This is a genomic window from Mesorhizobium sp. BR1-1-4 (genome assembly GCF_020165375.1).
Classification (GTDB): Bacteria; Pseudomonadota; Alphaproteobacteria; order Rhizobiales; family Rhizobiaceae; genus Mesorhizobium; species Mesorhizobium australicum.
On sequence record NZ_JAIUIB010000015.1, the window covers coordinates 110,967 to 122,831 of the forward strand.

The following is an 11,865-nucleotide window of genomic DNA, read 5'->3' on the forward strand; positions in this document are numbered from 1 at the left end:
ATTTATTCAGCGGCGGCCGCATAGGGAACATTGCGCCCGCCATAGCGACGGACACGAACGTTCGCCTGCTCGGCATGGCCGGCGAATCCTTCAAGTATGCAAAGGCGCGAACAGTATTCGCCGATCATGGCCGAGGCCTCATCGGTCAGGACGCGTTGATAGGTAACGGTCTTCAGGAACTTGCCGACCCAGAGGCCGCCGGTGTAGCGGGCGGCTCCCGCCGTCGGCAGCGTATGGTTGGTTCCAATCACCTTGTCGCCGTAGGCGACATTGGTTCGCGGCCCGAGAAAAAGCGCACCGTAGTTCGTCATCCGCTCGAGAAAGATATCCGGGTCACGGGTCATTACCTGGACGTGCTCCGACGCAATGCGGTTTGCTTCGCCGATCATTTCACCTTCCGTCGAACACAGGATGACCTGGCCGTAGTCTTCCCATGCGCGACGGGCGACGACGGCAGTCGGCAGGATGGTCAGCAGCCTTTCGACCTCTGCGATCGTGGCTTTGGCGAGCGCCTCTGAATTGGTCAGCAGGATTGCCGGTGAGTTGGGGCCATGCTCGGCCTGGCCGAGAAGATCGGTCGCGCATAGTTCGGCGTCGACGCTGTCATCGGCAATGACCAGCGTTTCGGTTGGGCCGGCAAAGAGATCGATGCCGACCTGCCCATAGAGCTGGCGCTTGGCTTCCGCCACAAAGGCGTTGCCTGGACCGACCAACATGTCGACGGACTGGATGCTTTGCGTGCCCAGTGCCATGGCGGCCACTGCCTGCACACCGCCGAGACAGTAGATTTCATCCGCGCCTGCCAGATGCTGGGCCGCAACGATTGCCGGGGCGGGGCGCCCCTCATAAGGTGGCGCCGCCGTGAGGATGCGCGGTACGCCAGCAACCTTGGCCGTAATGACCGACATATGGGCCGAGGCCAGCAACGGATACTTTCCACCCGGCACATAGCAGCCGACGGACTGGACCGGGATGTTCTTGTGTCCAAGAACAACGCCCGGCACGGTTTCGATCTCGATATCGCGCAACGCTTCCCGCTGATGCTGCGCGAAGTTGCGAACCTGTTCCTGCGCGAAGCGAATGTCGCTCAGGTTCTGTTCGGACAGTTCGGCAAGGCAGGCGCGTATTTCCGCATCAGTGAGGCGAAAATCCTTGGGGTCCCATTTGTCGAAGCGGATCGAAAGCTCGCGCACCGCAACATCGCCACGCGCACGGACATCGGCGATGATGCCCTCAACCGTGGCTCTGATGGTGGCCTGATCGGCTGCCACCGCGCTCGGATCGCGCCCCTCTTTGAGCTTGCGGATCATTTGGTCGCTCCTTCCGTCGTCCTGCCTTCGAAGTAGCTGTCGAGATCGAGCGCCAGTTTGATGATGCTCGAATAGTCCTCGCCGGCATGTCCGTTCTGGCAATGGATGGCGAAGAGCTCGGTCGCGAGATTGCCCATCGCTGCCAGGACTTTCGAGCTGTTCGCCAGTTCCTTGGCGAGCCGCATGTCCTTCAACTGGAAATCCGAGCGGAAACCGCCGGCAAAACCGTTGGCAGAGGGCACATTCTCCATCAGGCCCGGGAATGGGTGATAGCGCTCGAGCGCGTAGTTGTTGCCCGAGGAGTTGCGCATGACATCGCTCAGCACAGCTGGGTCGAGACCATTGGCGACACCGAGTGCCAGCGCCTCGACGGTTCCCGCCATGCAGATCCCCGACAAGATATTGTTGCAGAGCTTTGCCGTATGGCCCGATCCCGATGCTCCGACATGGTAGATGCGCTGCCCCATCGCCTCGAGCAGTGGTCGGGCCTCCTCGACATCCGAGGCCTCGCCGCCGACCATGAAGGTCAGGCTGCCTGAATGAGCTCGAGGCGTTCCACCCGAAACCGGTGCGTCGATCATGCGCCGGCCCGCTGCGCGGGCGGCAGCCGCGATTTCCACGGTAACGGTCGATGAAATCGTGCTGCTATCCATCAACAGCGCACCCTTGCGGGATACCGCGATGAGACCCGACGCTCCAAGATAGGCGTCGCGAACATTGTCTCCGGTCGGAAGCATGGTGATAACCACATCGGCCGACGAAGCCGCCTCTGCGGCGGAGGCTGCACGCTGCACGCCCTGCTTCTCAGCCGCGTCGAGTGCCGCCGAAGACGGATCGAAGCCAATCACTTCAAAGCCGGCTTGGACCAGATTGCGGGTCATTGGTTGACCCATATTGCCAAGACCAAGGAAAGCGACAATTTTCAATTGGGCATCCTCCCGTCAGGCAGCCGACGTGTTGACGATGACCGTCTTCGACCAGGTGAAATGCTGGATCATGCTCGCCAGCGAGAGTTCACGCCCCATGCCGCTCATTTTCGTCCCTCCGTACTCGATGTTGGCTTCCGCGACGGCAAATTGGTTGACCTGCACGAAGCCAGCTTCGATGCGCGACACGAAGTCGAAAGCCGCCGGGAGGTTTTCCGTGAAAATGGTTGCAGCGAGGCCGTAAGGCGTATCGTTGGCCTCCTGCAGGACGGCTTCGAAATCGGTAAAGCGCGAGACGGTCGCGACTGGCCCGAAAATTTCGTCGCGGCAAACGGGTGAACTTGCGGGAACGCCCTCGATCAGCGTCGTCGAGTAGTAGTAACCCTTGTCCAGACCTTCGGGACGCTGGCCGCCCCAAAGGATACGGGCACCCGGCGTCTGTCGCGCCATTTCGATATAGCGTTCGACACGATCGAACTGCTTGCGCGATACTATACAGCCTACCTGGGTGGTTTCATCGAGCGGGTTGCCGACCCGAAAAGACGGAATGCCGGCCAGGACGCGCTCGATCACCGCATCATAGACGGCGTCGTGAATGTAGATACGCGTACCGGCCGAGCACGACTGGCCCTGGCGCTGCAGGCGAAGCCCCTGCAGAATGCCACGCGCCGCGCGATCGATATTGGCGTCGGCGAGGACGATGTTCGGATTCTTGCCGCCGAGTTCGGCTGTGACTGGGATGATCTTGTCGGCGGCGTAGTGCATGATCTTGGCGCCGACCTCGCTCGATCCGGTAAAGCTGATCTTGCGAACAGCCGGATGCTGGCAAAGCAGGCGACCCGCTTCCTCTCCGAGCCCGGTAAGAGCGTTTGCGACGCCGGCTGGCAGAACCTCCTGCAGCAGTTCGAACACCCGAAGCACTGCCAGGGGTGCCTGTTCGGCCGGCTTCAACACGACGGTGTTGCCCGCCGCGAGTGCCGGGGCGATCTTGCTGGCAAGCTGCATCAGCGGTGCATTCCACGGGATGATTGCCCCGACGACGCCAAGCGCCTCGCGCCGCGTATAGAGCAGCCGGCCTGGATCCGGCGGATAGGTGAGGCCGTTGATCTCTCCAGCCAGACCGCCGAAATAGCGCATTATATCGACCATGGTGCGCGCTTCATTGCGCGATTGGGTCGGCAGTGCGTTGCCTGTCTCCAGGGACGACAGCCGTGCGATGTCTTCGCGGAAACCGTCGAGATGGTCGGCAGCCCGAATGAGCAGGGCGCCGCGCTCTCTCGCCGGCAGGGCCGACCACGACCGGAATGCCAAAGAGGCCGCATTGACTGCGGCATCGACATCCTCGGTACCGCAGCGGGGCGCGTACCCAATGACCTCTTCGGTCGCCGGGTTCTCGACATCGAACTGCGCATGCGTGAGCGCCTTCCTCAATCGACCGCCATAAACGATCTGGCCCGAAAGGCGGCTCGCTTCGGCCGATTGTGCGGCGATGCGCGTTTCAAGTGAGTCTGTTGCCGAGGCGTTCATGCGAAGTGGCTTCTGTCGGTTTTGGATTGAGCATACGTATGCACTCTGTTAGACATTTGAAACGAGTTTGTCAAACAGGAGTGAGAAATGACCGTGACAACAATCGGCCTCGTCGCTGGCGACCCATCCGGTGTCGGTCCCGAGCTTTGTGCCAAACTGGTCGATGCAAAGGGGCGTCTGAGTGACCTTCGCGTTGCCGTCTTTTGTGGGGAAGGGAGCTTTCGCGACGGAATGCGCATCGCCGGTCTCGATGCTGAAATCCCAGTCGTCGATAGCGTTTCATCGATTCCTGAGCATGGCGGCGTGGCGCTGATTTCAGGTCTGGATCGAGGCGGCTACAAACCCGGCGTGGCGAGCGCGGAGGGCGGCGCTGCCACGCTCGCTGCGCTGGAGAATGCAGCAGACGCGGCCGGGGCAGGGCAGCTAGATGCGATTGTCTATGGTCCGCTCAACAAGCAGGCGATGTGGCTGGCCGGTCATAAGGCGATCGACGAACTGCATTTTTTCTCGAGCCGCCTCGGTGTTACCGGCTTCTGCTGTGAAATGAATAACCAGGGGGCTCTTTGGACCGCCCGCGTAACCTCGCATATCCCGCTCCGCGCAGTGGCCGACAACATCTCCGTGGAGTCAATCATTGCGGCCACGGTGGCCGGCGCCAAGGCTGTCGAATCATCAAGCGGCAAACGTGCGAGAATAGCCGTTGCCGGCCTTAACCCGCATCTGGGAGAAGGCGGCGCAATGGGCACTGAGGAGATCGAGATTATCCTCCCCGCTATCGAAAGGCTAAAGGAGCTTGGATACGATGTCGCCGGCCTTTATCCGGCCGATACCGTCTTTCTACGCGTGGGGCCGGAAAAGCTCGACCTGATCGTCACCATGTTCCACGATCAGGGCCAGATCGCGCTGAAGACGCTCGGTTTCGCCAACACCTCGACCGTTCTTGGCGGATTGCCGCTGCCAATCGTTACCGCCTCACAAGGAACAGCCTACGACATTGTCGGCCAAAATCGCGCCGACCCCGCCGGCCTGACAGCAGCGTTTGATCTCGCGCATCGTCTTGCTATTGCTGCGCGCAAGGCAGCATAACAGGCGCAAAAGCTGATTTGCGCAAGGATCCAATGCATGAGACGGTCAACTTCGGTGGATGTCGCACGGGAGGCTGGCGTATCGCAATCGACTGTTTCTCGCGCGCTGGCCGGTGATGGGAGAATCTCGGAGGAGACGAAGAAGAAAATCCGCAAGACCGCAGAGCGCTTAGGCTACACGCCAAATGGGATCGCGCGCAGCCTGCAGACGAAGAAGACAAATATGGTTGGCCTGATCATGGCCGACATCCTCAATCCGTTCTACCCGGCCGTCCTGGAAATCTACACCCAGAAGCTCAACGCCATGGGCAAGCAGCTCCTGCTGCTTTCCGTGCCCAAGGGTTTTGAAGTCGATGACGTGCTGCCATCGATGCTCCAATACGAGATCGACGGTTTGATCGTGACGTCGGCTGTGTTGTCGTCGCGAATGCGCGACATTCTGCACAACAGGAACACCCGGGTGGTTTTATTCAATCGCTCCGTCGACGACTTTTCGATCAATTCGGTGTGTTGTGAGAACAGGTCGGCTTCCATGGAAGTTGCCGCCCTTCTTGTTGCTGCGGGCCATAGACGCATAGCCCTTATTGGGGGCCGCCCTGATACGTCGACTCATCGCGAACGTTGTGCTGGCTTTCAGGATGAATTGCGCCGCCATGGACTCGAAATCATCGGCGAGAAATTCGGCGAGAACACCTATGACGGGGGCTACCGGGCCGCAATCGACCTTCTTTCCGGTCCGACGCCGCCGGACGCCATCTTCTGCATCGCCGATGTGATGGCGCTTGGCGCGCTGGACGCCGCGCGCTTCGGTCTTGGGCTCAAAGTTCCGCGCGATGTGTCCATCGTTGGCTTCGATGACATTCCCTCGGCCGCCTGGCCGGCATACGACCTCACCACCTTCCGCCAGCCGATCGAGGCGATGGTGGGGCGGTCGCTCTCCCTGCTGTTTGATCCGGCAGACTTTCCACCAGCGGCTATTCGCATACCCGGCGAACTGATCATTCGCGGCTCTACCAACATCGGTGCGGCAACCGCCTGAACTATCAACGCCACATACTAAATTAGCAAAGGCGTGCGCATACGTATTCCCAATTCAAAGAAATGGAGAGAGATTTATGGAGGAAAATCAGGTTGCGCCAAGTTTCAGGCTGGACGGAAAACGAGCGCTCATTACGGGAGCCGGACGGGGTTTGGGACTGGCTGCCGCACACGCGCTCGCCCACTATGGGGCCGAGGTGTTTCTGGCCGCTCGCACATTGAGCGAGGTGGAGGCTGCCGCAGCCAATATCATTCGCTCGGGCGGACGAGCCGAAGCCATCGCGCTCGATATCCGGGACGTTGAGGCAGTGAGTGAAGCTGTCTCACACAGGTCAGCTTTTCATGTGCTGGTCAACAATGCCGGGATGAACCGCACCAACCCGTTTCTCGATGTAACGCAGGTCGATTTTGACGATATTATCGGCCTCAATCTGCGTGCTTCCTTCTTTGTCGCGCAGATCGTCGCGCGACGCATGGTGGAGCAGGGCGTGAGTGGCAGCATCATAAACATGTCGTCGCAGATGGGCCATGTCGGTGCCGCGACGCGCAGCGTCTACTGCGCCTCGAAATGGGCGATGGAGGGCATGACCAAGGCCGTGGCAATCGACCTTGCGCCACACAAGATCCGTGTCAACAGCGTCTGCCCGACGTTTGTCGAAACGCCGCTCGCTCAGAATTTTCTCAAGAATGAGGCCTTCAGGGCGGAGGTGCTGCACAAAATAAAGCTTGGCCGCATCGGTCATGTCGACGACATAACCGGCGCGGTTGTCTTCCTTGCGTCCGACGCATCCTCGCTCATGACGGGATCGTCCATGGTCATCGACGGCGGTTGGACCGCGGACTAAGAACGTGCTGGAGGGTCGCATGATATAGACGGGACAAGCGCACTAAGGAATGAAAGCACGATTTCACGAACGGCGCTCGAAAGCGTCATTCAGCTGTTTTGCATGCTTGTCAGGAATGATCCTTGCGGCTGGCGAACAGCGCCAGGATTGATAGGATCGGGGCCGTATCTGTCGGGAAGGAATGCATATGGACCTCGGGCTTGAAGGCAAGATTGTATTGGTGTCGGGAGGGTCCAAAGGCATAGGGCTCGCTTGCGCCAAGTTGCTCGCGGTGGAAGGTGCAAGGATCGTCATCTGCTCACGGTCGCGTTCCAACATCGATGCCGCTCTTTCCGTTCTTCCCGGTGCGGTGGGCGCCGTGGATTTAAGATCGGGGCGATGACGCGACAGAGGCTGTGGAGAGGATGTGGCGGGAGGTCGGTCCCTTCGACATCCTCGTTTACAGCGCCGGCGCCGCAAAGCGCACGCCGGTGCAGGACCTCAGCCCGCAAGCCTGGCGGGCCGCGATGGATGACAAGTATTTCCCCTACATCAACGTCATCGATCCGGTGGTCAAGAAGATGGCTGACCGCGGCTCGGGCGTGATCGTCAACATCATCGGAAACGGCGGCAAAGTCGCCTCGCCGACCCATCTGGCTGGCGGCGCCGCTAACGCGGCGCTGATGCTGGCGACGGTCGGCTTCGCGAACGCCTATGCCGGTCGCGGCGTGCGCATCGTTGGGCTCAATCCCGGTCTCACGCAAACGGGCCGGGTGAGTGAAGGAATGAAAGCGGTGGCGGCAAGCCAGGGTATCAGTGATCAGGAAGCGCTGAGGCTTAAGATCATCGACCGCATCAACACCGGGACCGGTCGGAACCTCGATAGGCTGATCATCCTTCACGGTTCGCAACGTTAAAGCGGCTTAGCGCTGTGGTTGAATGGGCGCTGTGGCGGAAGTTCCCTTATCGTGCTTCGATGCCAACCGCTCTGTGGCGCGGTCGGGCTTAAGCCTCCTTGGTCAGCCCGCCATCCAGCCGCCGTCCACCATCAGGTTGATGCCGGTGACGTAGCTTGCCATGTCGCTGGCAAGGAAGAGTGCGGCTCCTGCCACGTCATTCGGGTGCCCAAGCCGCGGCCAAGGCGTGCGCCGGTGTGAATAGTCGAGCGCATGAGGGTCGTTGGCCACACCCGGCTTGCCGGTGATGATCTTGCCGGGCGCTATGGCGTTGCAGACGATCAGATCGTCGGCGTGGTCGACGGCAATCTGCCGCGTCATCTGCACGATGCCGCCCTTGCTCACCGAGTAGGGGAAGTCGCCGGGGCAGGCGACCATGCCGTGCTGCGAGGAAATGTTGATGATGCGGCCGCGCACGTCGTTGACCGGCCCCTGGCCGAGCATCTGCATCACCGCCCGTTTCGAGCAGTAGAAGAAGCCGGTCAGGTTGACGCCGATGACCCGCCGCCATTGTTCCGGCGTGGTATCGACCAGATTGGTGCTGGTGTAGATCGCAGCGTTGTTGACCATCACATCGAGCCGTCCGAACTGCGTGCTCGTCGCGCCGACCAGCGCATCGACGGCGCTCCAGTCGGAGATGTCGGTCCGGATGTAAACAGCATGTCCGCCGGCCGAACGGATCAACTGCACGGTGCTCTCGCCGCCTTCGATCGGCTGCTCGACCGTGTCGGCGATGACGACGCCCGCGCCCTCGGCCGCGAATTTCAGCGCGATCGCGCGACCGATGCCGGAACTGCCTCCGGTGACGATGGCGGTCTTGTTTGTGAGCAGGGGCATGGTCCTCAGCTCTCCCGGGTGACGATGTGTCCGATTTTCGGGCCGATCAATTTTCCCTCGCGCACGATTTCGCGACCACGCAGGAAGACATTTGTCAGCCGCGCCTGGACGGTCCACCCATCGAATGGCGTATAGCCCGCTCGCGACACCTGATCGGCATTGGCGATCGTGCTGGACTGGCGCGGATCGAGGATGAGGATATCGGCATCGTAGCCGGCGGCGATCCTCCCCTTGCGCCGGCCGAGGCCAAAGCGCTCGGCCGGATTGAGGGCGCACAGGCGCACCAGGTAGGGCAATCTGATCAGCCCGTTGTCAACCAGCTTCAACATCGCCTGCAGCAGCGTTTGCAACCCCGGCATGCCGCCCGGAATGTCGGCGAAAGCCGCGTAGGGTGCCGCCTTTTCGGCCGGCGCGTGTGGGGCATGATCGGTGGCGACGATGTCGATCAGTCCCGCGCTCAGCGCGGCGCGCAGCGCATCCACGTCATGCGGCGTGCGCAACGGCGGCGAAGCCTTCAGACTGGCGCCTCGCGCCTCGTAATCCGCGGCGGTGAAGAACAGGTTCTGCGGCGTGGTTTCGACGCTGGCGTCGGCCATGCCGCGTAGCCAGCTCCAGGTCTCGACGCCGAGTTCGGAATTGATCTGGCGCACATGAATTCTGGTCTCGGCCGAGGCGGCGGCGATTAGCGCCCGGGCGATGCCGTTGGCTTCGGCCAGCGGCGGCCGGCTGGCCTGAAAGGCCGCGATGGTGCCGGAGCGGTCACGCCCGGTACTGCCAGTCAGGATCGATTGATCGCCGGGCGAGATGCCGATCAAAGTGTCGGCGCCGGCGAAAGCCTTCAACGCCTCGGCCACGGCGTCGGGCGTCGCGAAGAGGAAGTCATCAGGCACATCGGCGGTGAACAGCTCGAACGAGACCGGCGCGAGATCGAGCAGGCCCGGGATCAGCGACAGGTCGCGGCTGATCACGGTCTGCAAGCCGACATCGACATGGATGCGGGCCTCCGTCATCGCCATCTTGTCGGCAAGCTGTTCGGCCGTGGCCGTCCATGGCTCGTCGGTCGGCATGTCGAGAACCGTCGTCACGCCGCCAAGGGCCGCGGCATGCGTGCCGGAGGAAAAGTCCTCCTTGTCCGTCAGTCCAGGCTCGCGCAGATGCGCGTGCGCGTCGACCAAGCCGGGCAGCAAATAGGCACCGGAAGCATCGAAAACGGTTCTCGCCGTGGCCGTCTCGCCGGGCGCGATCATTGCCGCGATACGGCCGTCGGTGATGCCCACGTCGCAGCGCTCGAACCCTTCGGCGTTGACGATGGTGGCTCCCCGGATCAGCGTTTCAAACATGTCGCGGTTCTCGTTGCTCTGTCAGCCGCGCCGCTCGAAGCTGGCGTGGTTGGCTAGCCAGAACCGGGCAATATCCTCGCGCCGCATGAAGGCCGCGGCTGGCCTTTTCTTCACATGTTCGATCACCTCGCGCAGCCCGGACGCCCGGTTGGGCTGGCCCATCCAGCGTGCATGGATGCCGATCGTCAGCATGCGGCCGCCGGTCTCGTCGGCCTCGTCGAGCATGTAATCGATCGCCGAGCGGCAATCCTCGGCGAAGTCGCGCGGATTGCTGTAGCCCGGCGCCACCAGATAGCGACTGTCGTTGAGCGTCTTGGAATAGGGCACGACCAGGATCTCGGTGCCCCGATGGTCGAGGAAATAAGGCAGGTCGTCGTTGCAGGGATCGGAGTGATAGAGGAAGCCGCCTTCCTCGACCAAAAGGTCGCGCGTGTTGACGCTCGGCAGCGAGCGGCAGTTCCAGCCGAGCGGGCGCTTGCCCAGCAGTTTCTCGTAAAGCGCGATTGCTTCATGCAGATCGCGCTTTTCCTCGCTGCGTTCCATGGTCGTGTAGTCGATCCAGCGCAGTCCGTGGCCGAGCAGATCGTGCCGTCGCGTCTTCATCCAATCGACGAAGGGCGGGTTGCGCTCCAGTGCCACCGCGCAAGCGGAGATGGTGATCGGGATGTCGTAACGGTCGAACAGCCGTGCCAGCCGCCAGACACCGGCGCGGCTGCCATATTCGAAATGCGTCTCGGTGCCGAGGTCGCGCACCGGTGGGCTGGAGGTGAGATTGTACTCGCCCCAATTGTCGTTGCGGCCGTCTTCGAGCCAGGAATATTCCGAGCCTTCTTCGTAGTTGAGCACGAGGTTGATGGCGAGCTTGACGCCGCCGGGCCAGATCATGAAGGGTGGATGCGGACCATAGCCGACGAAGTCCCTCGGCTGGGGCGGTTGCGAGGCAGCGCTCGGCGTCATGGCAAGTTCCTCTCAGCTCGTTTCGTTGGCTTCTATCCAGTCCATGTAAGCGTGGAAGGCCTCCTTGCCGGGACGCGGCCGCCATGTGGTGTCGCGCAGGATGCGGGCGATGTCATAGGCGCCCCACATGCCGCCTTTCAGTCTCACATCCTGGACGATATTGGCGTCGTCTCCCGATGTCACCTCGACTTTCAGTCCGGGCACGCGTTCGGCCGCCCAGCCGATGATCTCGCCGATGGTCTGGCTGGAGCCGGAGCCGATATTGTAGTGGCGGTAATTGAGGCGGGGCGCATCGATCAACGCCAGGATCGCGGCGGCAACGTCGGTCGAGGCGGTGTAGTCGCCGACCGGCTCCAGGCTGTTCGGCCTGATCGTCTCGCCGGCCAGAGCCATATGCGCGACGCGGTTGGGAACATGGCGAAAGTTGCGACTCTCGGTGGCGCGGTCCATCGGGCCGTAGACCGAAGCAAGCCGCACCGAGACCGCCGACAGGCCGAACAGGTCAGCATAGCGGTTGGTGACCATCTCGGAGGCGAATTTCGAGATGCCATAGAGCGTCAGCGGCGCGACATAGCCGTCTTCCGGCAGCGGCTCGCCGCCCCAGTCAGGCCCGTTGTGGCGGTAGACGGAACCGGAGCTGACATAGACGAAGCGCTTCACGTCCGGCCTCGTGCGCGCCCAGTCCAGCATCCGCACGGTGCCCATGAGATTGACGTCGACGATGCGGGCCGGGTCTTCAGCCTCCGGCTGGCGTTTTGCCTCCGAGGCGCTGCCGCGCGAGATCGGCGTGATCGTCGCGCCGTGCACGATTGCCGTGATGCCTTGCTTGTCGAGCGTCGCGGACCACGTCTTCGGGTCGAGGACATCGGCGGCGATCACCGTGAGCCGGTCGCGCACCGGGGCGAAATGCTTTTCGGCCGCCGCGTCGAGGCCGGACCGGTCGAGGATGACGGCGCGGGCTTGCGGATCGCGATCCAGCCATGCGCCTGCGACCACGCTCATGACAAAGCCGGTGCCTCCAGTGACGAGCAGTGTCATGCGAACTCCTTTGAAGTTGGACGAACA

At 61.9% G+C, this 11,865-nt stretch carries 12 protein-coding genes; 5 read left to right on the top strand and 7 right to left on the bottom strand.

Features of this window, described 5'->3' with window-relative positions; genetic code table 11:
• Positions 1 to 2: 2 nt before the first annotated feature.
• Genes hisD through LB571_RS27075 form a run of 3 tightly spaced genes read right to left on the bottom strand, consistent with a single transcriptional unit; the run spans position 3 to position 3,763 of the window.
• Entirely contained in the window at positions 3 to 1,310 is a 1,308-nt protein-coding gene (hisD, locus tag LB571_RS27065; RefSeq protein ID WP_224599401.1) for a histidinol dehydrogenase, read from the bottom strand.
• Complete coding sequence (gene mmsB / locus LB571_RS27070) at positions 1,307 to 2,236, bottom strand: 3-hydroxyisobutyrate dehydrogenase (protein WP_224599403.1); 930 nt, start codon at positions 2,234 to 2,236, stop codon at positions 1,307 to 1,309. Before mmsB ends, hisD begins: the two co-directional genes overlap by 4 nt.
• Before the next feature lie 15 nt (positions 2,237 to 2,251).
• Positions 2,252 to 3,763, bottom strand: a complete 1,512-nt coding sequence (locus tag LB571_RS27075) for an aldehyde dehydrogenase family protein (protein ID WP_224599405.1) — start codon at positions 3,761 to 3,763, stop codon at positions 2,252 to 2,254.
• A gap of 87 nt (positions 3,764 to 3,850) precedes the next feature.
• On the opposite strand from LB571_RS27075, the gene LB571_RS27080 reads away from it, so the two are divergent.
• From LB571_RS27080 to LB571_RS27095, 5 genes are all read left to right on the top strand, one after another.
• Positions 3,851 to 4,849, top strand: a complete 999-nt coding sequence (locus LB571_RS27080; RefSeq protein ID WP_224599407.1) for a 4-hydroxythreonine-4-phosphate dehydrogenase PdxA — start codon at positions 3,851 to 3,853, stop codon at positions 4,847 to 4,849.
• A 36-nt stretch (positions 4,850 to 4,885) separates the two neighbouring features.
• On the top strand, positions 4,886 to 5,887 hold the full coding sequence (locus LB571_RS27085; RefSeq protein WP_224599417.1) for a LacI family DNA-binding transcriptional regulator: 1,002 nt from the start codon (positions 4,886 to 4,888) through the stop codon (positions 5,885 to 5,887).
• 76 nt (positions 5,888 to 5,963) lie between these two features.
• The gene (locus LB571_RS27090; protein ID WP_224599419.1) at positions 5,964 to 6,731 is read left to right on the top strand and encodes an SDR family NAD(P)-dependent oxidoreductase; all 768 of its coding nucleotides are present in this window, start codon (positions 5,964 to 5,966) and stop codon (positions 6,729 to 6,731) included.
• A 187-nt stretch (positions 6,732 to 6,918) separates the two neighbouring features.
• Positions 6,919 to 7,113 carry an SDR family NAD(P)-dependent oxidoreductase gene (locus LB571_RS28845; protein WP_263484802.1) on the top strand — a complete coding sequence of 65 codons (195 nt, stop codon included), beginning with the start codon at positions 6,919 to 6,921 and terminating at the stop codon, positions 7,111 to 7,113.
• 22 nt (positions 7,114 to 7,135) lie between these two features.
• A complete protein-coding gene (locus LB571_RS27095; RefSeq protein WP_263484800.1) occupies positions 7,136 to 7,627 on the top strand; it encodes an SDR family NAD(P)-dependent oxidoreductase in 492 nt (163 codons plus the stop codon).
• A 102-nt stretch (positions 7,628 to 7,729) separates the two neighbouring features.
• Here the strand turns inward: LB571_RS27095 and LB571_RS27100 are convergent, their stop codons facing one another.
• Genes LB571_RS27100 through LB571_RS27115 form a run of 4 tightly spaced genes read right to left on the bottom strand, consistent with a single transcriptional unit; the run spans position 7,730 to position 11,838 of the window.
• A complete protein-coding gene (locus LB571_RS27100) occupies positions 7,730 to 8,503 on the bottom strand; it encodes an SDR family NAD(P)-dependent oxidoreductase (protein ID WP_224599420.1) in 774 nt (257 codons plus the stop codon).
• 5 nt (positions 8,504 to 8,508) lie between these two features.
• Positions 8,509 to 9,843: a dihydroorotase gene (locus LB571_RS27105; RefSeq protein WP_224599421.1), complete on the bottom strand. Its 1,335-nt coding sequence runs from the start codon at positions 9,841 to 9,843 to the stop codon at positions 8,509 to 8,511.
• 21 nt (positions 9,844 to 9,864) lie between these two features.
• Complete coding sequence (locus LB571_RS27110) at positions 9,865 to 10,800, bottom strand: polysaccharide deacetylase family protein (protein WP_224599422.1); 936 nt, start codon at positions 10,798 to 10,800, stop codon at positions 9,865 to 9,867.
• A 12-nt stretch (positions 10,801 to 10,812) separates the two neighbouring features.
• Positions 10,813 to 11,838, bottom strand: a complete 1,026-nt coding sequence (locus LB571_RS27115) for an NAD-dependent epimerase/dehydratase family protein (protein WP_224599423.1) — start codon at positions 11,836 to 11,838, stop codon at positions 10,813 to 10,815.
• Between the last annotated feature and the right edge of the window lie 27 nt (positions 11,839 to 11,865).